General features: G+C 54.4%; 24 protein-coding genes. 7 read left to right on the top strand and 17 right to left on the bottom strand.

Going from position 1 to position 20,608, the window contains the following annotated elements:
- Position 1: 1 nt before the first annotated feature.
- The 5 genes from secG to rlmE all read right to left on the bottom strand — a co-directional run bounded on the left by secG (position 2) and on the right by rlmE (position 5,497).
- The gene (secG, locus tag IM290_RS02970) at positions 2 to 334 is read right to left on the bottom strand and encodes a preprotein translocase subunit SecG (protein ID WP_003861803.1); all 333 of its coding nucleotides are present in this window, start codon (positions 332 to 334) and stop codon (positions 2 to 4) included.
- 222 nt (positions 335 to 556) lie between these two features.
- The gene (gene glmM, locus IM290_RS02965; protein WP_017693917.1) at positions 557 to 1,894 is read right to left on the bottom strand and encodes a phosphoglucosamine mutase; all 1,338 of its coding nucleotides are present in this window, start codon (positions 1,892 to 1,894) and stop codon (positions 557 to 559) included.
- On the bottom strand, positions 1,887 to 2,735 hold the full coding sequence (gene folP / locus IM290_RS02960) for a dihydropteroate synthase (protein ID WP_003861807.1): 849 nt from the start codon (positions 2,733 to 2,735) through the stop codon (positions 1,887 to 1,889). The genes glmM and folP overlap by 8 nt, the downstream gene beginning before the upstream one ends.
- Before the next feature lie 98 nt (positions 2,736 to 2,833).
- Positions 2,834 to 4,768: an ATP-dependent zinc metalloprotease FtsH gene (gene ftsH, locus IM290_RS02955; protein WP_003861810.1), complete on the bottom strand. Its 1,935-nt coding sequence runs from the start codon at positions 4,766 to 4,768 to the stop codon at positions 2,834 to 2,836.
- 102 nt (positions 4,769 to 4,870) lie between these two features.
- Entirely contained in the window at positions 4,871 to 5,497 is a 627-nt protein-coding gene (gene rlmE / locus IM290_RS02950; RefSeq protein WP_003861812.1) for a 23S rRNA (uridine(2552)-2'-O)-methyltransferase RlmE, read from the bottom strand.
- Between the two features lie 127 nt (positions 5,498 to 5,624).
- On the opposite strand from rlmE, the gene yhbY reads away from it, so the two are divergent.
- Entirely contained in the window at positions 5,625 to 5,918 is a 294-nt protein-coding gene (gene yhbY / locus IM290_RS02945; protein WP_003861814.1) for a ribosome assembly RNA-binding protein YhbY, read from the top strand.
- Positions 5,919 to 6,069: 151 nt separating this feature from the next.
- On the opposite strand, the gene greA is transcribed toward yhbY, so the two are convergent.
- Positions 6,070 to 6,546: a transcription elongation factor GreA gene (gene greA, locus IM290_RS02940; RefSeq protein ID WP_006812122.1), complete on the bottom strand. Its 477-nt coding sequence runs from the start codon at positions 6,544 to 6,546 to the stop codon at positions 6,070 to 6,072.
- 228 nt (positions 6,547 to 6,774) lie between these two features.
- Between greA and dacB the strand changes: the two genes are divergently transcribed.
- The 3 genes from dacB to pmrB are packed head-to-tail and all read left to right on the top strand — an operon-like array spanning position 6,775 to position 9,913.
- On the top strand, positions 6,775 to 8,208 hold the full coding sequence (gene dacB, locus IM290_RS02935) for a serine-type D-Ala-D-Ala carboxypeptidase (protein ID WP_003861817.1): 1,434 nt from the start codon (positions 6,775 to 6,777) through the stop codon (positions 8,206 to 8,208).
- Positions 8,209 to 8,210: 2 nt separating this feature from the next.
- Positions 8,211 to 8,873, top strand: coding sequence for a two-component system response regulator PmrA (gene pmrA, locus IM290_RS02930; protein WP_015571977.1), 663 nt, complete (start codon positions 8,211 to 8,213; stop codon positions 8,871 to 8,873).
- Complete coding sequence (gene pmrB, locus IM290_RS02925; protein ID WP_193041850.1) at positions 8,870 to 9,913, top strand: two-component system sensor histidine kinase PmrB; 1,044 nt, start codon at positions 8,870 to 8,872, stop codon at positions 9,911 to 9,913. Before pmrA ends, pmrB begins: the two co-directional genes overlap by 4 nt.
- Positions 9,914 to 9,946: 33 nt before the next feature.
- Here the strand turns inward: pmrB and cgtA are convergent, their stop codons facing one another.
- From cgtA to rplU, 4 genes are all read right to left on the bottom strand, one after another.
- Positions 9,947 to 11,122: an Obg family GTPase CgtA gene (gene cgtA, locus IM290_RS02920; protein ID WP_006812124.1), complete on the bottom strand. Its 1,176-nt coding sequence runs from the start codon at positions 11,120 to 11,122 to the stop codon at positions 9,947 to 9,949.
- Positions 11,123 to 11,137: 15 nt separating this feature from the next.
- Entirely contained in the window at positions 11,138 to 12,103 is a 966-nt protein-coding gene (locus IM290_RS02915) for a DMT family transporter (protein WP_015571979.1), read from the bottom strand.
- Between the two features lie 95 nt (positions 12,104 to 12,198).
- Positions 12,199 to 12,456 (bottom strand): 50S ribosomal protein L27, encoded by a 258-nt coding sequence (gene rpmA, locus IM290_RS02910; RefSeq protein ID WP_003861831.1) that lies wholly within the window; start codon positions 12,454 to 12,456, stop codon positions 12,199 to 12,201.
- Between the two features lie 19 nt (positions 12,457 to 12,475).
- A complete protein-coding gene (gene rplU, locus IM290_RS02905; protein WP_003025032.1) occupies positions 12,476 to 12,787 on the bottom strand; it encodes a 50S ribosomal protein L21 in 312 nt (103 codons plus the stop codon).
- 257 nt (positions 12,788 to 13,044) lie between these two features.
- Here rplU and ispB point away from each other — a divergent pair, with 257 nt between their 5' ends.
- Positions 13,045 to 14,016, top strand: a complete 972-nt coding sequence (gene ispB, locus IM290_RS02900; protein WP_006812126.1) for an octaprenyl diphosphate synthase — start codon at positions 13,045 to 13,047, stop codon at positions 14,014 to 14,016.
- Between the two features lie 229 nt (positions 14,017 to 14,245).
- A complete protein-coding gene (sfsB, locus tag IM290_RS02895; protein ID WP_047732362.1) occupies positions 14,246 to 14,533 on the top strand; it encodes a DNA-binding transcriptional regulator SfsB in 288 nt (95 codons plus the stop codon).
- 63 nt (positions 14,534 to 14,596) lie between these two features.
- Here sfsB and murA read toward each other — a convergent pair whose 3' ends face one another.
- From murA to mlaF, 7 genes are all read right to left on the bottom strand, one after another.
- The gene (gene murA, locus IM290_RS02890) at positions 14,597 to 15,856 is read right to left on the bottom strand and encodes a UDP-N-acetylglucosamine 1-carboxyvinyltransferase (protein WP_193041849.1); all 1,260 of its coding nucleotides are present in this window, start codon (positions 15,854 to 15,856) and stop codon (positions 14,597 to 14,599) included.
- Positions 15,857 to 15,906: 50 nt separating this feature from the next.
- The gene (ibaG, locus tag IM290_RS02885) at positions 15,907 to 16,161 is read right to left on the bottom strand and encodes a BolA family iron metabolism protein IbaG (protein ID WP_003861840.1); all 255 of its coding nucleotides are present in this window, start codon (positions 16,159 to 16,161) and stop codon (positions 15,907 to 15,909) included.
- Between the two features lie 126 nt (positions 16,162 to 16,287).
- Positions 16,288 to 16,581 carry a lipid asymmetry maintenance protein MlaB gene (gene mlaB, locus IM290_RS02880; protein ID WP_003861843.1) on the bottom strand — a complete coding sequence of 98 codons (294 nt, stop codon included), beginning with the start codon at positions 16,579 to 16,581 and terminating at the stop codon, positions 16,288 to 16,290.
- Positions 16,581 to 17,216 carry a phospholipid-binding protein MlaC gene (mlaC, locus tag IM290_RS02875; protein ID WP_006812130.1) on the bottom strand — a complete coding sequence of 212 codons (636 nt, stop codon included), beginning with the start codon at positions 17,214 to 17,216 and terminating at the stop codon, positions 16,581 to 16,583. The genes mlaB and mlaC overlap by 1 nt, the downstream gene beginning before the upstream one ends.
- Positions 17,217 to 17,234: 18 nt before the next feature.
- Positions 17,235 to 17,783, bottom strand: a complete 549-nt coding sequence (gene mlaD / locus IM290_RS02870) for an outer membrane lipid asymmetry maintenance protein MlaD (protein WP_006812131.1) — start codon at positions 17,781 to 17,783, stop codon at positions 17,235 to 17,237.
- A 4-nt stretch (positions 17,784 to 17,787) separates the two neighbouring features.
- Complete coding sequence (gene mlaE / locus IM290_RS02865; RefSeq protein WP_003861848.1) at positions 17,788 to 18,570, bottom strand: lipid asymmetry maintenance ABC transporter permease subunit MlaE; 783 nt, start codon at positions 18,568 to 18,570, stop codon at positions 17,788 to 17,790.
- Between the two features lie 7 nt (positions 18,571 to 18,577).
- Entirely contained in the window at positions 18,578 to 19,390 is an 813-nt protein-coding gene (gene mlaF, locus IM290_RS02860; RefSeq protein ID WP_193041848.1) for a phospholipid ABC transporter ATP-binding protein MlaF, read from the bottom strand.
- 227 nt (positions 19,391 to 19,617) lie between these two features.
- Here mlaF and IM290_RS02855 point away from each other — a divergent pair, with 227 nt between their 5' ends.
- Positions 19,618 to 20,595, top strand: a complete 978-nt coding sequence (locus IM290_RS02855; RefSeq protein ID WP_003861852.1) for a calcium/sodium antiporter — start codon at positions 19,618 to 19,620, stop codon at positions 20,593 to 20,595.
- The last annotated feature ends 13 nt before the right edge of the window (positions 20,596 to 20,608 follow it).

The raw sequence follows: 20,608 nt of genomic DNA, 5'->3' as shown, positions 1-20,608 counted from the left end.
CTTACTGCGGGATATCGCTGGTTGGCTTAGCCGGTGCAGCTGGCTGAGTTTGCTCAGTTTTTGCTGGCGCGCTCAGATTTTCCCACTCGCTTCCTTTACTGGTCTTGTTGCTGTTGATATTGCCCAGCACCAGACTGATGATGAAGAACAGCGTAGCCAGAATCGCCGTCGTACGGGTCATGAAGTTCGCAGAACCACTTGAACCGAACAGCGTACCGGAAGCGCCTGCTCCGAAGGAGGCTCCCATATCAGCGCCTTTACCTTGCTGTAGCATAATCAGCGCTACGAGAGCGATGGCTACAATAAGGAAGATAACTAAAAGAGCTTCGTACATAATCAACCTGTTCCTTGCGGATTTGCCGCATACCAATGCTTCGACCAATTAGCAGGATTTTGTTTCCCACTGAAGCGGGTGTGAATACTAACCAAAGCGAATCACCTTCGCAAGGGCATTTTCGAGGCATTGTATCAACTGCGGAAAAAAACAGCAAAAAGCCATTCATTGCTTAAAACAAAGGCGGCAAACGCCGCCTTTTTAAACACTTATTCTGAAAGATTATGCAGCTTTGACTGCATCTGCAATGCGGTGCGCAAATTCGGTTACCTGCGCTTCGTCTTCGCCTTCCACCATCACGCGGATCAGCGGCTCGGTACCCGACTTACGCAGCAGGACGCGCCCACGGCTGCCAAGAGTCGCTTCCACGTCTGCCATCACCGCTTTCACGTTATCATTTTCCAGCGGGTCGCCTTTACCCGCGGTGAAACGCACATTGACCAGAATCTGCGGGAACATTTTCATGCCGCTGCACAGATCGTGCAGGCTCATATGGTTACGCGCCATCGCGGCAACAACCTGAAGTGCCGCCACAATACCGTCACCGGTGGTGGTTTTATCGAGCAGGATCACGTGGCCGGAGTTTTCCGCGCCAATACGCCAGCCTTTCTCCTGGAGTTTTTCCAGCACGTAGCGGTCACCCACTTTCGCACGAACAAACGGGATGCCCAGCTGTTTCAACGCCAGTTCCAGGCCCATATTGCTCATCAGCGTGCCCACCGCGCCACCGCGCAGTTGCCCCTGACGCAGGCCTTCACGGGCAATGATGTAGAGGATCTGATCGCCATCAACCTTATTACCTTCGTGGTCAACCATGATCACACGGTCACCATCGCCATCCAGGGCAATACCCAGATCGGCCTTTTCAGCCAGCACACGCGCCTGCAAGGCACGCACGTCTGTCGCGCCGACTTCTTCGTTGATGTTCAGACCGTCCGGCTCGCAGCCGATAGTGATCACTTTGGCACCCAGCTCGCGGAACACATTCGGCGCAATGTGGTAAGTCGCACCGTTGGCACAGTCCACCACAATTTTGAGGTGTGCCAGGCTCAGCTCATTCGGGAAAGTGCCTTTGCAGAATTCAATGTAGCGGCCTGCGGCATCGACAATACGGTTTGCTTTACCCAGCTCAGCGGAGTCAACACAGGTGATCTCTTTTTCCATTTCCGCTTCAATCGCCTCTTCCACGTCATCCGGCAGTTTGGTGCCGTCGATGGAGAAGAATTTGATACCGTTGTCATAGAACGGATTATGGGAAGCGGAAATGACGATGCCCGCTTCAGCACGGAAGGTGCGGGTCAGATAGGCAACAGCAGGGGTCGGCATTGGCCCCGTAAAGGAAGCTGAAAGCCCCGCCGCCGCCAGCCCGGCTTCCAGCGCGGACTCCAGCATATAACCCGAAATACGGGTATCTTTCCCAATAATGATCTTACGGGAGCCATGACGCGCCAGCACTTTCCCCGCTGCCCAGCCCAGCTTCAGGACAAAGTCAGGGGTAATTGGCGCATCGCCTACGCGCCCACGGATGCCATCGGTACCAAAATATTTACGATTACTCATAGCGTTTGTTTTCCTTCGCTGCCAGTGTGGCTTCCACCACACGCATGGCTTCTACTGTTTCTTTTACGTCATGGACGCGAATGATGTGTGCACCTTGCATCGCGGCAATCACCGCGCAGGCCAGACTGCCGCTCAGACGTTCGCTCGGCCCGACATTCAACAACTGACCAATCATCGATTTTCTCGACATTCCCACCAGCAGTGGCAGGCCGAACTGATGAAACTCTGATAAGCGCGCAAGCAACGCGTAATTGTGTGAGAGATTTTTACCGAAACCGAAGCCCGGGTCGAGCAGCAATTTCTCTTTTGCGATACCCGCACGTTCACAGCGTTCGATATGCTCAATAAAGAAGCGGGTGACGTCGGCAAACACATCTTCATATTTTGGCGCCTCCTGCATTGTCTTAGGCTGACCCTGCATATGCATCAGACACACCGGTAGCCCGGTTTCTGCGGCGGCTTCAATCGCGCCCGGCTCGGTCAGCGAGCGGATATCATTGATAATGTGAGCGCCCACTCTCGCCACTTCACGGATCACTTCGGGTTTGGAGGTATCAACGGAGATCCACACTTCAAAGCGCCGGGCGATAGCCTCCACCACCGGCACCACGCGCGCCAGCTCTTCTTCCACCGAAACCTCCGCCGCGCCAGGCCGCGTTGACTCCCCTCCAACGTCAATGATGGTGGCACCCGCGTTAATCATCAAATTCGCGTGTTTAACCGCGTCGATAAGCGAATTATGCGTGCCGCCGTCAGAGAAGGAATCAGGCGTGACATTCAGGATCCCCATCACATGGGGATGTGAAAGGTCGAGATGCGAGTCCTGGGCGAATAGTTTCATGGTGAAGTCCCTGGGATTAATGTGGTTAAACAGATAAGAAAAACCCCGGAGCAAGCTCCAGGGTTTGAGATACAGACAAACGCTTCAACAGCAGTGACTTACTTGTCGCCCAACTGCTCTGACATGGTGTTGCCCGGGTTTGGCGTACGCGGTTCATCGACCGGACGCGGCGCACGCGGGGTGCCATTGTTGTCAGAATTGTTAGACGCGCCTGGGTCTTCCCAGCCTGCCGGCGGACGCACTTCGCGGCGCGCCATCAGGTCGTCAATCTGCGGTGCATCGATGGTCTCATATTTCATGAGCGCATCTTTCATCGAATGCAGGATGTCCATATTGTCGTTCAGGATCTGACGGGCGCGAGCGTAGTTACGTTCAATCAGCGCTTTCACTTCCTGGTCGATGATACGTGCCGTTTCATCGGACATATGTTTCGCTTTTGCCACAGAGCGGCCCAGGAATACTTCGCCCTCTTCCTCTGCATACAGCAGCGGACCGAGTTTGTCGGAGAAGCCCCACTGAGTCACCATGTTACGCGCCAGGTTTGTCGCCACTTTAATATCGTTCGACGCACCGGTGGAAACATGTTCCGCACCGTAGATAATCTCTTCAGCCAGACGACCGCCGTACAGGGTTGAAATCTGGCTTTCCAGCTTCTGACGGCTGGCGCTGATCGCGTCGCCTTCAGGCAGGAAGAAGGTCACACCCAGCGCACGACCGCGCGGAATAATCGTCACCTTGTGTACGGGATCGTGTTCCGGCACCAGACGACCGATAATCGCGTGGCCCGCTTCGTGATATGCCGTGGACTCTTTCTGCGCTTCCGTCATCACCATGGAGCGACGTTCCGCCCCCATCATGATTTTGTCTTTCGCTTTCTCGAATTCCACCATGGACACCACGCGCTTGTTACCGCGAGCGGCAAACAGTGCTGCTTCGTTGACCAGGTTAGCCAGATCCGCACCGGAGAAGCCTGGAGTACCACGCGCAATGATTGCCGCGTCGATATCTGGCGCCAGCGGTACGCGTCGCATATGCACTTTCAGAATCTGTTCACGACCGCGAACATCCGGCAGACCGACCACAACCTGACGGTCAAAACGGCCTGGACGCAGCAGCGCAGGGTCGAGTACGTCCGGACGGTTAGTTGCCGCGATAACGATGATACCTTCGTTACCTTCGAAGCCGTCCATCTCAACCAGCATCTGGTTCAGCGTCTGCTCACGTTCATCGTGACCACCACCCAGGCCTGCGCCACGCTGGCGGCCTACGGCGTCGATTTCATCGATGAAGATGATGCACGGTGCTGCCTTCTTAGCCTGCTCGAACATGTCACGCACACGAGATGCACCGACACCCACGAACATTTCAACGAAGTCAGAACCTGAAATAGTAAAGAACGGCACCTTCGCTTCACCCGCGATGGCTTTTGCCAGCAGGGTTTTACCGGTACCCGGAGGGCCGACCATCAGGACGCCTTTCGGGATCTTACCGCCCAGTTTCTGGAAACGGCTCGGCTCGCGCAGGTATTCAACCAGTTCACCCACCTCTTCTTTTGCTTCGTCACAACCTGCTACGTCAGCAAACGTGGTCTTGATCTGGTCTTCCGTCAGCATACGCGCCTTGCTCTTACCGAACGACATGGCACCTTTGCCACCACCGCCCTGCATCTGGCGCATAAAGAAGATCCAGACGCCGATAAGAAGCAGCATCGGGAACCAGGAAATGAAGATAGAAGCCAGCAGGCTTGGTTCTTCCGGCGGCTCGCCTACCACTTTGACGTTTTTGGTCAGAAGGTTATCAAGCAGCTTAGGATCGTTCACCGGGATGTAAGTCGTGTAACGGTTACTATCTTTCTTGGTAACGTTGATCTCACGTCCGTTGATACGCGCTTCGCGAACCTGGTCCTGATTGACCTCTTGCAGGAAGGTAGAATAATCCACCTTGCGGCCATTCGACTCGCTGGGCCCAAAGCTCTGGAATACTGACATCAGCACAACGGCAATGACCAGCCAGAGTATTAGGTTTTTCGCCATGTCACTCAAGGGATTAACCTCATATTACAACTGTGTTAAAAACAGCGTCAGGATACTCTATATCCAGTTTCATTCAAACTTTCGCCTGAAATCTACCGGTTATCATTTTCGCCCGGTCGCTACAATATACACTTCACGGGAACGGGCCCGGGAAGAGTCCGGCTTACGAACTTTGACCTTCGCAAACAGGGAGCGAATTTCCTTAAGATACTCCTCGAAACCTTCGCCCTGAAACACCTTCACAACAAAACTACCACCAGGCGCTAGTACATCACGACACATTTCTAACGCTAGTTCCACCAGATACATGGCGCGGGGGATATCCACCGCCGGTGTTCCACACATATTTGGCGCCATATCCGACATGACAACCTGGACCTTACTGTCACCTACACGATCAAGTAGTGCTTTAAGCACTAATTCATCACGAAAGTCGCCCTGAAGGAAGTCGACACCGACGATGGGATCCATTGGTAAAAGATCGCATGCGATGATTCGGCCCGTTCCGCCGATCTGCGTAACCGCATACTGGGACCATCCGCCAGGTGCCGCACCGAGGTCGACCACCGTCATTCCCGGTTTAAAAAGTTTGTCACTTTGCTGTATTTCATCAAGTTTAAACCAGGCGCGGGAACGCAACCCCTTTTTCTGCGCCTGTTGAACATATTTATCGCTAAAGTGTTCCTGAAGCCAGCGGCTGGAGCTGGCAGAACGCTTCTTACCTGTCATTTAACATTTCCGTCCTGGTTCATCGTTGCTTGCCTGTGACGTAAATTTCTACGCAGCTATTTGGCGATATTAGGGAGATGGCGGTAGAATGAACCGTTTTCAATCCCAACGTAAGCAAAAATATACGATGAATCTGAGTACTAAACAAAAACAGCACCTTAAAGGTCTGGCACATCCGCTCAAGCCTGTAGTGATGCTTGGCAACAATGGTTTGACCGAAGGGGTGCTTGCCGAGATTGAACAAGCGCTGGAACACCACGAGCTGATCAAGGTGAAAATCGCCTCTGAAGACAGAGACACTAAAAACCTGATCGTGGAAGCCATCGTGCGCGAAACCGGCGCCTGTAATGTACAGGTCATCGGTAAAACGCTGGTGCTCTATCGCCCATCAAAAGAGCGCAAAATCTCGCTGCCACGTTAAGGATATCCTGAATCGAACACATTTTCTGTGTGAAACGAGGGATTTCTTTCAGCAGGCGAGCAAAATGCCATGCTCCTTGAGTTGATAAAAGGCCGCTATGCGGCCTTTTTCTTTTCTTTACAATGTATCAACATCTTAGTAGAGAAGCGAATTACAGGTATTCAACCTTAATAATTTCGTATTCCACTTCACCACCAGGGGTGCGGATGGTGACCACATCGTCCTGCTCTTTGCCAATCAGGCCACGAGCAATCGGCGAGTTCACCGAAATCAGGTTCTGTTTGAAGTCCGCTTCATCATCACCCACGATGCGATAGGTCTGCTCTTCGTCGTTGTCCAGATTCAGGACGCTGACGGTAGAGCCGAAGATCACACGGCCATTATTTGGCATTTTGGTGATATCGATAACCTGCGCGTTAGACAGTTTCGCCTCGATATCTTTAATGCGCCCCTCACAGAAACCCTGCTGCTCACGCGCCGCGTGGTATTCAGCATTCTCTTTCAGGTCGCCATGCTCACGCGCTTCCGCGATAGCGGCGATGATTTCAGGGCGACGCACGGATTTGAGAAAATCCAGCTCTTCGCGCAGTTTTTCGGCACCACGTAAGGTCATCGGAATAGCTTGCATTTGTTATACCTCTTAAACATTCCTGTTGGGAGCAGTGTTCCCTGCTCCAGCCCACCTGAACAGGCCAGAAGCAAAAAGAAAACCGACCCGGGAGCAACGCCCCAGGTCAGCAGCAATTTTTCAATTTGATACGCATTTTACCGCGAAGTTCACTATGGGTCATCGTTTACTTTACAGTGCCATGCACCGTAGTATGACGGTTTGTTTTCGGGTTGTTAGCGCGAGATTATGCGATTTTCCAGTTTTATCATCGGATTGACTACCAGTATAACGTTCACCGTTCAGGCCGCGAATGTTGATGAGTACATTAATCAACTGCCCGCCGGCGCGAACCTTGCCCTGATGGTGCAGAAGGTTGGCGCGCAGGCTCCCGAGATTGACTATCACAGTCAACAGATGGCGCTGCCTGCCAGTACCCAGAAGGTGATCACTGCCCTCGCCGCCCTGCTCCAGCTCGGGCCTGACTTCCGTTTTACTACCACCCTTGAAACCAGAGGTAACGTTGAGGGTGGCGAACTGAAAGGCGATCTTATCGCCCGTTTTGGTGGCGATCCCACCTTTAAGCGCCAGGATGTCCGCAATATGGTGGCGGTACTGAAAAAATCCGGCGTAACAAAAATTGATGGCAACGTGCTGATCGACACCTCCATTTTCGCCAGCCACGATAAAGCGCCTGGCTGGCCGTGGAACGACATGACGCAGTGCTTTAGCGCCCCGCCAGCCGCCGCCATCGTTGACCGTAACTGCTTCTCCGTATCGCTTTACAGCGCGCCAAAACCAAATGACTTAGCTTTTATCCGCGTGGCCTCATACTACCCGGTCACGATGTTCAGCCAGGTGCGGACGCTGGCGAAAGGCTCCCCGGAGGCGCAGTATTGCGAGCTGGACGTGGTACCGGGCGATCTCAATCGCTATACGCTCACCGGCTGCCTGACCCAGCGGGCCGATCCCCTCCCGCTGGCCTTCGCCATTCAGGATGGCGCGGGCTATGCCGGTGCCATTTTTAAAGATGAACTGAAGCAGGCGGGCATAACCTACACCGGAACGCTGCTGCGCCAGACGCAGGTGAATGAGCCAGGCACGGTGATCGCCAGCAAACAGTCCGCGCCACTGCATGATTTGCTTAAGATTATGCTGAAAAAGTCGGATAACATGATTGCCGACACGGTGTTCCGCATGATTGGGCACGCGCGCTTTGGTGTGCCGGGCACCTGGCGGGCCGGTTCTGATGCCGTACGTCAGATCCTGCGCCAGCAGGCGGGTATCGATCTGGGCAATACGATCGCCGTTGATGGTTCCGGTTTATCGCGTCATAACCTGATCTCGCCGGCCACCATGATGCAGGTGTTGCAGTACATTGCTCAGCATGACGCTGAGCTAAACTTTATTACGATGCTGCCGCTTGCCGGACACGACGGCTCTCTTCAGTACCGCGCGGGCCTTCACGCTGCGGGCGTGGATGGCAAAGTGTCAGCCAAAACGGGTTCCCTGCAAGGCGTTTACAACCTTGCCGGTTTTATCACGACCGCCAGCGGACAACGCATGGCATTTGTGCAGTATCTTTCCGGCTATGCCGTCGAACCGGCTGACCAGCGCAATCGCCGTATTCCACTGGTGCGTTTCGAAAGCAGGCTCTATAAGGACATCTACCAGAATAACTAGCGATGAAGCTACTGATAGTTGAAGACGATCTGTTATTGCAGGAAGGGTTAGCGCTGGCGCTGGGGAATGAAGGCTACGCCCTGGATTGTGCCACCACGGCCGCTGAAGCAGATGCCCTGATCCAGAGCGGTGAATACAGCCTGGTGATCCTGGATTTAGGGCTGCCGGATAAAGACGGCGCGACGCTGCTCTGCCAGTGGCGTCGTCGCGGGGTGGAGAATCCCGTATTGATTCTCACCGCCCGCGATGCCATTGAAGACAGAATTAACGGGCTGGATTCTGGCGCTGACGATTATCTGGTAAAACCCTTCGCCCTTGCCGAGTTACAGGCTCGCGTACGGGCGTTGATCCGCCGCTATCAGGGCCACAGCGACAACCTGCTGACGGACGGAGATATCACCCTCAATCTGCAAACTCAGCAGGTACTGCGCCAGTCTCAGCCTGTGGAAGTGACGCCAAAAGAGTTCGCTCTGCTGACGCGCCTGATCATGCGCAGCGGGCAGACCGTGCACCGTGAAACGCTGCAACAGGACATCTACTCCTGGCAGGACGATCCAGGATCAAACACGCTTGAAGTTCACATTCATAATCTGCGCCGCAAGCTCGGTAAAGATCGCATCAAAACCGTACGCGGCGTGGGTTACCGTCTGGAGAGCCAGAAATGAACAGTATGCGCCGGCGATTAATGGTGTTGCTGGCGGTTATTCTGCTATTTTTTCAACTCATTAGCGTTGTCTGGCTGTGGCATGAGAGCCGCGAGCAGATCGGTTTTCTGGTGAACGAAACGTTGTCCGCTAAAGCACGCAACAACCATGTCGAAAAAGAGATCCGCGAAGCCATTGCCTCCCTGCTGGTCCCTTCTCTGGTGATGGTCGGTTTTACCCTGCTCTTCTCATTCTGGGCAGTCACCTGGATCACCCGACCACTCAACAAACTTCGCGCCAGCCTTGCGAACCGTTCGGCGGATAATCTGACTCCCCTGCCGATGTATTCCGATATGGAAGAGATAGGCGCTGTGACCACATCGCTCAATCAACTCCTCGCCCGGCTGGACCACACTATTCAACAGGAACGCCTGTTTACCGCCGATGCGGCACACGAGTTACGTACGCCGCTTGCGGGGATCAGGCTCCATCTGGAACTGATGGCTCAGTCCGGTTCCCCGCAGGCCACGCCACTGATAAGCCGTATCGATCAGTTGATGCACACGGTGGAACAGCTGCTGATGCTGGCGCGTGCCGGGCAGGCAATGGCCAGCGGCCATTACGATACCGTGAACTGGACAGAGACGATCATTGCTCCGCTCAGCCTGGAGCATGAAGCCAAAGAGCATACGGTAATATGGCCGGCCCACAGCGCGATGACGGTACAGGGGGACGCCGTCCTGTTACGTCTGATGCTAAGGAACCTTCTGGAGAATGCCGCCCGCTACAGCCCGGCAGGCACAACCATTGAAGTGGCATTAACAGCGACGGAGGGCGGTACCCGGGTGAGCGTAATCGATCAGGGGCCGGGTATTGATGAGGCGCACCGCCAGTCGATCACCGAACCTTTCCGACGTCTCGACCAGCGCTACGGCGGCAGCGGCCTTGGGCTGAGCATCGTACAGCGTATCGTACAGCTCCATCATGGCCATTTAACGCTGGAGAACGGCGCTGAGGGCGGCCTCATCGCCAGCTGTTGGTTACCGGCGAAAATAGGATAAAAAAAAGCCCCGTTAAGGGGCTTTATACAGGGGTTAGTGCTTGTAGATGAACTCGACGCCTTCTTCGTCGTCTTCATCCCAGTCATCGTCCCAGTCTTCATCATCTTCTTCCGCTTCCAGCTCTTCGAGCTGCTGGCGGTGGTAGTCATCCCACATGAATTCGACTTTTTCAGGCTGTTTCGCCTCTTCTGCCTGAACAACCGGATTCTCGATGATAAAGGTCATCACATCCCAGCAGAGATCTTTCACGCCAACCTGGCTGGCGGCAGAGATCAGATAGTACTTATCTTCCCAACCCATCGCGTCGGCAATCGCTTTAGCTTTCGCTTCAGCTTCCGCTTTGTCCATCAGGTCGATCTTGTTGAATACCAGCCAGCGCGGTTTTTGCGCCAGTTTTTCACTGTATTTCTCCAGCTCGCCGATAATAATACGGGCGTTTTCAACCGGATCGGAACCGTCGATTGGATCGATGTCGATGAGGTGCAACAGTACGCGACAACGCTCAAGGTGCTTCAGGAAGCGAATACCCAGACCGGCGCCTTCTGCTGCCCCTTCAATCAGACCCGGGATGTCAGCGACCACAAAGCTCTTCTCGTTATCCATACGGACAACGCCCAGGCTCGGCACCAGCGTCGTAAACGGATAATCCGCTACTTTGGGTTTCGCCGCAGAGACCGCACGGATAAACGTCGATTTACCGGCGTTTGGCATACCCAGCATCCCCACATCCGCCAGCAGCATCAGTTCCAGTTGCAGGTCGCGCTTATCACCCGGGGTACCCATGGTTTTCTGACGCGGGGTACGGTTAACGGAAGATTTGAAACGGCTGTTACCCAGACCATGCCAGCCGCCTTTCGCCACCATCAGGCGCTGACCGTGTTTGGTCATATCACCCATGGTTTCGCCCGTGCCCTGATCGATGACACGCGTACCCACCGGCACTTTGATCGTCACGTCTTTACCGCGTTTACCGGTACAGTCGCGGCTCTGGCCGTTCTGGCCACGCTCGGCGCGGAAAGATTTTTCGAAACGGTAGTCGATCAGCGTGTTGAGGTTTTCATCCGCCTCCAGCCACACGTCGCCACCGTCCCCACCGTCACCGCCGTCAGGACCGCCACGAGGAATATATTTTTCACGGCGGAAGCTTACACAACCGTTACCGCCATCACCTGCCACGACCAGAATCGTCGCTTCATCAACAAACTTCATTTTACTCTCCGTAACTCATTCGCCTGAGCGGGGGACTATTACAACCGCTTCATTTTTGCGCCAACGCCCCCAGAGACGATGACCAATGGCGGAATACATCGCGCCCGCAACCACGACAAACGCACCGAGATAACCCAACAGGTTGAGCATCGGCTTGACGAAGACATCGGGCCAGGCCATTGATAACAAATCTGAAAATAACAGCGTAAACAGCGGGGTAAGCGTGATTAAGGCGCTCACCTGTGCTGCCTGCCAGCGCGCCATGGCTTCAGCCAGCGCGCCATAACCGACCAGCGTATTCAGCCCACAAAAAATGAGGCACGCCAGTTGCCAGTCGCTGAGCTGGGTAATTACACCCGGCTTCGCTAACGGCAATAATGCCAGTGTACACAAAGTGTACAGCAAAAAGAGGATCTGCTGTGAGGCAAGACGGCGCAATAACACCTTTTGCGCGACGCCATAACTCACCCAGACCGTTGCTGCACCCACCCCAAAAATGACACCCCAGGTGTAATCCGTCAGGCGGGTAAAAATCTCGATCAGGCTGGTGTTAAAGAACATCACCAGCCCGCAAAGCAGCATGCTTGCCCCGATGATCTGCGTACCGCGCATCTTCTCCTTGAGGATGAATACGCTGGCGACCATCATGCCGACCGGTGAAAGCTGACCAATCACCTGCGACGCTGTAGGGCTAAGATATTGCAGGGAAGAGCTGAACAGAATGAAGTTACCGAACAGACCGCCCGTCGCGATAGCCAGTAACACCAGCCAACGCGGTTTTCGGAAGATGCGCAGCGGTGGCAGCTTACCTTTGACGGCCAGAATGGCGCCCAGGCCTATGCTTGCCATCAGGAAGCGATAAAACACCACCGTCGGTGGCTCCATGACTTCCAGTACCTGCTTCATTGCAATTGGCAGCGCACCCCAGCACATTGCGGTAGTGAGCGCCAAAAGAATACCCATGCCGGCCTGCTGCTTCATGCCCGTTTTCCCTACAGAAAATTTTCCGGGTTTCCAATGTAAAAAGCCCCGCAACACGTTGCGGGGCTTTAATCCGTTACCGGACCGAGAAAACCTTACTCAGCAACGATGCTGATGTATTTACGGTTGTTCGGGCCTTTAACTTCAAATTTCACTTTACCGTCTGCTTTAGCAAACAGAGTGTGGTCACGACCGCAACCTACGTTGGTACCCGCGTGGAACTTGGTGCCACGCTGACGAACGATGATGCTACCCGCCAGAACGGATTCGCCACCGAAACGCTTAACGCCCAGGCGTTTAGCTTCTGAATCGCGACCGTTACGTGTGGAGCCGCCAGCCTTTTTATGTGCCATTTAAATCTCTCCTCAGGTCTTAGGCGCTGATGCCAGTAATTTTCACATCAGTGAACCACTGACGGTGGCCCTGCTGCTTACGATAGTGTTTACGACGACGAAACTTAACGATTTTAACTTTCTCGCCACGACCGTGAGCAACAACTTCAGCTTTGATAACGCCGCCATCAACGAAAGGAACGCCGATTTTGACTTCTTCACCGTTTGCGATCATCAGAACTTCAGCGAACTCAACAGATTCGCCAGTTGCGATGTCCAGCTTTTCCAGGCGAACGGTCTGACCTTCGCTTACTCGGTGTTGTTTACCACCACTTTGGAAAACCGCGTACATATAAACTCCGCTTCCGCGCACATCCTCGTATGATTCAGAGTGCGCTATAAATATTCACAATAGGGCGCGAATATTACGCAAAACGCGAGCCTTTGACAAGTGCTACCATCAATACATGAAGAAAAAAAACACAACACGTACGGTAACGTTTATCTGAGCCGTTTTTTCAGTACAATCAGCAATACTATTTATAAACCGAAACCCTTTGTGTACCCATCTCGTGTGGGATAAACAGGATAAAAAGCCCGGCTTTTGCGATGAATTTAGAAAAAATCAATGAGTTAACCGCGCAAGATATGGCGGGTGTGAATGCAGCAATCCTGGAGCAACTCAACTCTGACGTTCAGCTGATCAATCAGTTGGGCTATTACATCGTCAGCGGCGGCGGTAAACGTATTCGTCCGATGATTGCCATTCTGGCCGCACGCGCGGTTGGCTATCAGGGAAATGCCCACGTCACGATCGCGGCGCTGATCGAATTTATCCACACCGCCACCCTGCTTCACGACGATGTTGTGGATGAATCAGACATGCGTCGTGGAAAAGCCACCGCCAACGCCGCGTTTGGTAATGCGGCAAGCGTTCTGGTAGGCGATTTTATCTATACCCGCGCCTTCCAGATGATGACCAGCCTTGGCTCGCTGAAGGTGCTGGAAGTGATGTCAGAAGCCGTGAACGTTATCGCTGAAGGTGAAGTCCTACAGCTGATGAACGTCAACGACCCGGACATCACCGAAGAAAACTATATGCGGGTGATTTACAGCAAGACCGCACGTCTGTTCGAAGCCGCCGCGCAATGCTCCGGCATTCTGGCAGGCTGTAGCGAAGCTCAGGAAAAGGGCCTTCAGGACTATGGCCGTTACCTCGGCACCGCGTTCCAGCTGATTGATGATTTGCTGGACTACAGCGCGGATGGCGAAACGCTCGGTAAAAACGTCGGCGATGACCTGAACGAAGGCAAGCCAACGCTGCCGCTGCTCCACGCGATGCGCAATGGCACACCAGAGCAGGCGAAAATGATCCGGGAGGCTATCGAGCAGGGAAATGGACGCCATCTTCTGGAACCGGTACTGGAAACAATGGCTATCTGCGGCTCCCTGGAATGGACGCGTCAGCGCGCTGAAGAAGAAGCGGACAAAGCCATCGCCGCCATTCAGGTCATTCCCGACAGCCCATGGCGTGATGCGCTAATCGGCCTCGCGCACATCGCCGTCCAGCGCGACCGTTAATCCCCTCCTCATCTCCCTGCGCTCTCGCAGGGAGATTCCAGTACGCACCAATAAATTACATTTCCGCGTAAGCCCATCGGGTTACAGGCCGCATGTATAAAGCCGTGCCTTATTCTGAATATTGCTTCTCGTAACATGAACTTTTTAGAACGCATGTTCGAAGTGAGTATAGTAATGCTGTCTTTTCACACGAAACGACGTGGACGATAACGAACACAAGGACAGCATTATGGATACAAAATTCATCGACTGGCATTCTGCTGACATTATTGCGGCACTGCGTAAAAAAGGAACATCGCTGGCTGCCGAATCACGTCGTCATGGGCTGAGCTCGTCGACGCTGGCAAACGCACTGACCCGCCCATGGCCGAAGGGGGAACTGATTATCGCGACGGCGCTGGATACGCATCCGTGGGTGATATGGCCGTCACGCTACCACGATCCCATTACCCATGAATTTATCGACAGAACGCGCATGATGCGCCAGAGCAAAACGAAGAAAGGGCATCAGGACTGATGCACCAGGATTGACAGGAACAGCAATCCCCCGGCCTGTTATGGCAGGGGGGTGCCGGAACGATTACTCGCCCTTCACACGCTCGATATTTGCACCCAGCGCGCGCAGTTTGTCCTCAATACGCTCGTAACCACGATCGATGTGGTAGATACGATCGACAACGGTAGTCCCTTCCGCAATACAACCTGCCAGTACGAGGCTCGCAGACGCGCGCAGATCGGTCGCCATCACCTGCGCACCGGACAGTTTTTCAACGCCGTGGCAAATTACCGTGTTGCTTTCAATCTCAGCATGCGCACCCATACGGATCAGTTCCGGTACGTGCATGAAACGGTTTTCGAAGATAGTTTCCGTGATGAAGCCCGTGCCTTCGGCCACCAGGTTCAACAGCGTGAACTGTGCCTGCATATCCGTCGGGAATGCCGGATGTGGCGCAGTACGCACGTTAACGGCTTTAGGACGCTGCCCGTGCATATCGAGGCTGATCCAGTCTTCACCGATTTCAATGTCCGCACCCGCATCGCGCAGTTTCGCCAGCACCGCATCCAGGGTATCCGGCTGGGCGTTACGGCAGACAATCTTACCGCCAGAAATGGCCGCGGCCACCAGGAAAGTACCGGTTTCGATACGGTCTGGCAGTACGCGATACACACCGCCACCCAAACGTTCAACGCCTTCGATGGTGATACGGTCTGTGCCCTGCCCGCTGATCTTCGCCCCCAGCGCGACCAGGAAGTTCGCGGTATCCACGATCTCCGGCTCACGGGCGGCGTTTTCGATGATGGTAGAGCCTTCTGCCAGCGTAGCAGCCGACATGATGGTGACCGTTGCGCCCACGCTCACTTTGTCCATGACAATGTGCGCGCCTTTCAGACGACCATTGACGGATGCTTTAACGTAACCCTCTTCCAGCTTGATCTCCGCGCCGAGTTTTTCCAGGCCGAAGATATGCAGGTCAACGGGACGCGCGCCGATAGCGCATCCGCCCGGCAGTGAAACCTGTCCCTGACCGAAACGCGCCACCAGCGGACCAAGCGCCCAGATGGAAGCACGCATGGTTTTCACCAGCTCATATGGCGCTGAGAAGTTGTTCACGTTGCTGGCATCGATCCAGACGGAACCGTTACGCTCCACTTTGGTGCCCAACTGGCCGAGCAACTTCATGGTCGTGTCGATATCTTTCAGCTTCGGTACGTTCTGGATCTCTACCGGCTCTTCTGCGAGCAGCGCAGCGAAAAGAATGGGCAGCGCGGCGTTTTTAGCGCCAGAAATTGTGACTTCGCCCTGGAGACGCGTGGGTCCCTGTACACGAAATTTATCCATCGTTTGCTCTCTTATAAATTCAACCGTGCTGCGGGCGTTTCGCCCTCAGCTCAAAAACCGTTTAGTTTGCGATCGCGTGCCCACTCCTGTGGGGTGAACGCTTTAATCGACAGGGCGTGGATGCGGTTATCCGCAATGTATTCCATCAGCGGCGCGTACACAGCCTGCTGTTTCTTCACGCGACTCATTCCGTCAAACATCTCACCCACAGCAATAACCTGGAAGTGACTGCCATCGCCAGAGACGTGGGCTTCCTGAAGGGAGAGTGCATTCATCAGCACAGTCTGGATTTCATTATTTTCCATGGGGTCTACATCATCTGATAGTGAAAACAAGCTCAACATCTTAGAGCAAAGTGGCGCGGTCTTAAACAAGCAAAAAGCCCCGACGCGTAAACTGTCGGGGCTTTCAGAAGTAACGTACTGAAAAAATTAGCGAGGTAATACGTCTTCGGGCAAATTGTAAAGCTGTGCAAGGGTAATCACGTTATCGCTTACCCCCGTCAGGGTAACGCTGCTCCCCTGCTTTTTGCCCGTGGCCACCAGGTGCGCCAGCAGGGCGATACCGGCGGTATCTACCCGCGTAACGCCATGGAGATCAATCAGCGTCACGCCCTGCATCGCGTTATGGCGAGCGTCCCACAGCGGGTTAAGCAGATCCTGATCCAGCTCTCCCGTCAGCGTCAACGTCTCGCCGTCACGCGCCCAGCTAAGCTGCTGTGACATTACTTCTTCTCGTCCAGGGTAATTTTCTGACGAGAGATGGACTGAAGCTGAGCCGTCAGGCCATCGATGCCTTTAGTGCGCAGCAGATCGCTCCACTCGTTCTGTTTAGTGGTGATCATGCTGACGCCTTCAGCGATCATGTCGTACGCCTGCCAGTTTCCGGTCTGGCTGTTTTTACGCCACTGGAAGTCCAGACGAACCGGTGGACGACCGTTTGGATCGATAATCGTCACGCGAATAGGAATGATAGTGGCATCGCCCAGCGGCTGTTCAGGGGCAATCTGATAGGTCTGCCCGTGGTACATCGCCAGCGCCTGGCCGTAAGCCTGTTTCAGGTATTCACGGAACGCCGCAAAGTAAGCCTCGCGCTGTGCCGGGGTCGCGTCTTTGTAGTAACGGCCCAGCACCAGTGCGCCCGCATACTTGATCTGCACATACGGCAGCAATTCCTGATCCACCACATCACGCAGATAATCAGGGTTAGAACGGATTTTTGGCTGTTCGTTTTTAAGACGGTCGAAGGTTTTCTTCGCGGCCTCATCCATCAGTTTGTACGGGTTACTCTGATCCGCAGCGTGCGCCGCGGTAAGAGGGGCAATGACCAGCATGGCAACCATTAACAGTCGTTTAAACATGAATGACTTCTCCTGAAATTAATTCGTCGCGCCTGGCGTCGGTTCGACGTTGGTGTGGTCTTCACTCTGCGCAGGGGCATCGTCAGACTTTTTATCATCCCCTTTACTGTTGTAAAGGAACTGACCAATCATATCTTCCAGCACCATCGCTGACTTGGTATCCTGGATTACGCTACCGTCTTTAAGGATAGTCGTTCCCAGCTCAGGATCTTCAAAACCAACGTTAAGGGCCAGATATTGCTCCCCCAGCAGGCCAGAGGTGCGGATAGAAAGCGAGCTGGTGTCCGGAATGTGGTTATAGCGCTCTTCGATATCCATCGCGACGCGCGGCAGATAGGTTTTCTCATCAAGCGTAATGTCAGCGACACGTCCGATAACGACGCCACCAATACGCACCGGTGAGCGCGCTTTCAGGCCGCCGATGTTATCGAAAGTCGCGTAGACACGATACGTCGGCTCGGCGCGAACAGAGGTGATGTCCGCCGCTCGCAGGCAGATGAACAGCGCGGCCAGCAGCGCCAGAAGCAGAAACACGCCAACCCAAATTTCATTTTTTCTCGTTTGCATGAACTCAATTCCCAAACATCAGTGCGGTGAGCACAAAATCCAGACCTAAAACGGCCAGCGACGAATGTACGACAGTACGCGTCGTTGCACGGCTAATGCCCGCCGACGTCGGAATGGCATCGTAACCATTAAACAACGCAATCCAGGTAACCGTCACAGCGAAAACCACGCTCTTGATCAGACAGTTCACCAGATCCATCCGCAGATCGATGGCGTCCTGCATGGCAGACCAGAAGAATCCGGCATCAATGCCTTTCCAGTTAACGCCAACCAGCGCGCCTCCCCAGATACCTACCGCCACAAAGAGGATAGTCAGTAACGGCAAGGAGATAACCCCGGCCCAGAAGCGCGGCGAGATTACCCGGCGCAGCGGATCGACTGCCATCATCTCCATACTGGAGAGCTGCTCGGTGGCGCGCATCAGGCCAATTTCCGCCGTCAACGCTGACCCTGCACGCCCGGCGAACAGCAGCGCGGCAACCACCGGCCCGAGTTCACGCAGCAGCGAGAGCGCCACCAGCATGCCAAGGCTGGTTTCCGCGCTGTAGGTTGTCAGCACCAGATACCCCTGCAACCCCAGCACCATGCCAATAAACAGACCCGACACGATGATGATAAGCATCGACAGCACGCCGACGTTATAAAGCTGCCGCACCAGTAACGGCGCATGCTTGCGGAACTCCGGTTTGCCGACCAGCGCGTTGAACAACATTAATCCGGCACGCCCGAACGTACTGATGGTTTTTAGGCCACGGTGTCCAAGACCCGCCAACGCATTTAACAGCATGAGTGGCTTAACTCCCTATTCCGAGTAAATCGTCATGATAGTCGCCCGCCGGATAGCGGAAAGGCACCGGCCCATCTGCGATACCGTCCAGGAACTGCCGCACGCGCGGATCGCCATTCTCCTGCAACGCCTGCGCGCTGCCGTGGGCGACGATCTTTTTGTCAGCCACAATATAGGCGTAATCAGCGATACTCAGCACTTCCGGCACGTCGTGGGAAACCACCACGCAGGTGACGCCAAGGGCGCTGTTCAGCTCCGAAATTAACTTCACCAGCACGCCCATGGTGATGGGGTCCTGCCCGACGAACGGTTCATCGAACATGATTAAATCGGGTTCCAGGGCAATAGCACGCGCCAGCGCGGCGCGGCGCGCCATCCCACCCGATAGTTCGGACGGCATGAGTTTCGCAGCCCCCCGCAGCCCCACGGCTTCAAGCTTCATCATCACCGTACTGAGCAACAGCTCAGGAGGAAGATGGGTGTGCTCACGCAACGGATAGGCCACGTTGTCAAAAACGTTCATATCCGTGAACAGCGCGCCCGACTGAAAGAGCATGCTCATTCGTTTGCGAACCGTGTAGAGGCGCGAGCGAGACATCGCCGGGACGTTTTCGCCGTCGAAGAGAATTTCGCCGCTGTCAGGGGGAATTTGCCCGCCGATAAGACGCAGCAACGTGGTTTTACCGATCCCTGACGGCCCCATGATGGCGGTGATTTTACCGCGCGGCACGGTCAGCGAAATATCATCAAATATTAACCGGTTGCCGCGAGAAAAACTGACGCCCCGGACATCGACTATATTCGCCATCGTTTGGCTCATTTATGGTTCCTTACTTACCTTGCTTCACGGCTGGCATGAAGCGTAAATCAGCCCTAAACCCCGCATTTTTACAGAATATTCACTATTGGGGTTAGCGAAAGCTGGCATTTGTTTTACTTTTCCGGCGCATAAAGTCAAAATTAGGAATTCGTTACGTCTCAGACTTCATCTGGCGCCAACATTCGTGCGCAGTGGACCAGCGAGTATACCTGAAGAAAGGACTTTTGATGCTTTTAGCAACAGCACTGTTAATAATTGGTTTACTGTTGGTGGTCTACAGTGCTGACCGTTTGGTCTTTGCCGCATCCATTCTCTGTCGACTCATTGGCATGCCGCCCATCATTATCGGCATGACGGTGGTCAGTGTAGGCACATCGCTTCCTGAAATCATCGTTTCTGTCTCAGCCTCGCTGCATGGGCAGGTCGACCTCGCTATCGGCACCGCGATTGGCTCTAACATCGTCAATATCTTACTGATTTTAGGCTTAGCCGCATTACTGCATCCATTTCGCGTGCATTCTGATGTTTTGCGCCGGGAATTGCCGTTAATGTTAGTCGTCAGTCTGCTGGCAGGCTACGTACTTTATGACGGGGTGCTGAGCGTCGGTGACGGTATATTCCTGCTCGCCCTGGCCGTGATCTGGTTGCTTTACAGCGTGAAGATCGCACGTCTGGCGGAAAAACAGGGTAACGATAGCCTCACGCGTGAGCATCTCGCCGAGCTACCCCGGGAAGGGACCTTACCCGTCGCCCTGCTGTGGTTGGGCGTCGCGCTAATCATCATGCCAATGGCCACGCGGATGGTGGTCGATAACGCGACGGTGCTGGCGAACGCGTTTGCGATGAGCGAACTGACAATCGGTCTGACGGTAATCGCCATCGGCACCAGCCTGCCAGAGCTGGCCACCGCCATCGCCGGGGCGCGTAAAGGGGAAGATGATATCGCCATCGGCAATATCATTGGCTCGAATATTTTCAATATCGCAATCGTGACAGGGCTGCCGGCGCTAATCTCGCCGGGGCCGTTTAACCCTATGGTTTTCACGCGCGATTACGGTGTGATGCTGCTGGTCAGCGTGATTTTCGCCCTGCTCTGCTGGCGGCGAAAAGAGCAGATCGGCAAAGGCGCAGGCGCGCTGCTGACGGGTGGATTTATCGTATGGCTGGCGATGCTGTACTGGCTTTCGCCTCTTCTCTCTGGGTAAACGGAAACGCATT

The organism is Enterobacter cloacae complex sp. S1 (genome assembly GCF_014930525.1).
In the GTDB taxonomy this organism is placed as follows: Bacteria; Pseudomonadota; Gammaproteobacteria; order Enterobacterales; family Enterobacteriaceae; genus Enterobacter; species Enterobacter hormaechei_C.
The sequence above is the reverse complement of the archived record's forward strand: the minus strand, read 5'-3'. Positions and strand labels throughout refer to the sequence as shown.

Excerpts from the sequence above, each read along its gene's own strand:
- secG (WP_003861803.1), bottom strand. The coding sequence starts at position 334 with ATGTACGAAGCTCTTTTAGTTATCTTCCTTATTGTAGCCATCGCTCTC.
- glmM (WP_017693917.1), bottom strand. The coding sequence starts at position 1,894 with ATGAGTAATCGTAAATATTTTGGTACCGATGGCATCCGTGGGCGCGTA.
- folP (WP_003861807.1), bottom strand. The coding sequence starts at position 2,735 with ATGAAACTATTCGCCCAGGACTCGCATCTCGACCTTTCACATCCCCAT.
- ftsH (WP_003861810.1), bottom strand. The coding sequence starts at position 4,768 with ATGGCGAAAAACCTAATACTCTGGCTGGTCATTGCCGTTGTGCTGATG.
- rlmE (WP_003861812.1), bottom strand. The coding sequence starts at position 5,497 with ATGACAGGTAAGAAGCGTTCTGCCAGCTCCAGCCGCTGGCTTCAGGAA.
- yhbY (WP_003861814.1), top strand. The coding sequence starts at position 5,625 with ATGAATCTGAGTACTAAACAAAAACAGCACCTTAAAGGTCTGGCACAT.
- greA (WP_006812122.1), bottom strand. The coding sequence starts at position 6,546 with ATGCAAGCTATTCCGATGACCTTACGTGGTGCCGAAAAACTGCGCGAA.
- dacB (WP_003861817.1), top strand. The coding sequence starts at position 6,775 with ATGCGATTTTCCAGTTTTATCATCGGATTGACTACCAGTATAACGTTC.
- pmrA (WP_015571977.1), top strand. The coding sequence starts at position 8,211 with ATGAAGCTACTGATAGTTGAAGACGATCTGTTATTGCAGGAAGGGTTA.
- pmrB (WP_193041850.1), top strand. The coding sequence starts at position 8,870 with ATGAACAGTATGCGCCGGCGATTAATGGTGTTGCTGGCGGTTATTCTG.
- cgtA (WP_006812124.1), bottom strand. The coding sequence starts at position 11,122 with ATGAAGTTTGTTGATGAAGCGACGATTCTGGTCGTGGCAGGTGATGGC.
- IM290_RS02915 (WP_015571979.1), bottom strand. The coding sequence starts at position 12,103 with ATGAAGCAGCAGGCCGGCATGGGTATTCTTTTGGCGCTCACTACCGCA.
- rpmA (WP_003861831.1), bottom strand. The coding sequence starts at position 12,456 with ATGGCACATAAAAAGGCTGGCGGCTCCACACGTAACGGTCGCGATTCA.
- rplU (WP_003025032.1), bottom strand. The coding sequence starts at position 12,787 with ATGTACGCGGTTTTCCAAAGTGGTGGTAAACAACACCGAGTAAGCGAA.
- ispB (WP_006812126.1), top strand. The coding sequence starts at position 13,045 with ATGAATTTAGAAAAAATCAATGAGTTAACCGCGCAAGATATGGCGGGT.
- sfsB (WP_047732362.1), top strand. The coding sequence starts at position 14,246 with ATGGATACAAAATTCATCGACTGGCATTCTGCTGACATTATTGCGGCA.
- murA (WP_193041849.1), bottom strand. The coding sequence starts at position 15,856 with ATGGATAAATTTCGTGTACAGGGACCCACGCGTCTCCAGGGCGAAGTC.
- ibaG (WP_003861840.1), bottom strand. The coding sequence starts at position 16,161 with ATGGAAAATAATGAAATCCAGACTGTGCTGATGAATGCACTCTCCCTT.
- mlaB (WP_003861843.1), bottom strand. The coding sequence starts at position 16,581 with ATGTCACAGCAGCTTAGCTGGGCGCGTGACGGCGAGACGTTGACGCTG.
- mlaC (WP_006812130.1), bottom strand. The coding sequence starts at position 17,216 with ATGTTTAAACGACTGTTAATGGTTGCCATGCTGGTCATTGCCCCTCTT.
- mlaD (WP_006812131.1), bottom strand. The coding sequence starts at position 17,783 with ATGCAAACGAGAAAAAATGAAATTTGGGTTGGCGTGTTTCTGCTTCTG.
- mlaE (WP_003861848.1), bottom strand. The coding sequence starts at position 18,570 with ATGCTGTTAAATGCGTTGGCGGGTCTTGGACACCGTGGCCTAAAAACC.
- mlaF (WP_193041848.1), bottom strand. The coding sequence starts at position 19,390 with ATGAGCCAAACGATGGCGAATATAGTCGATGTCCGGGGCGTCAGTTTT.
- IM290_RS02855 (WP_003861852.1), top strand. The coding sequence starts at position 19,618 with ATGCTTTTAGCAACAGCACTGTTAATAATTGGTTTACTGTTGGTGGTC.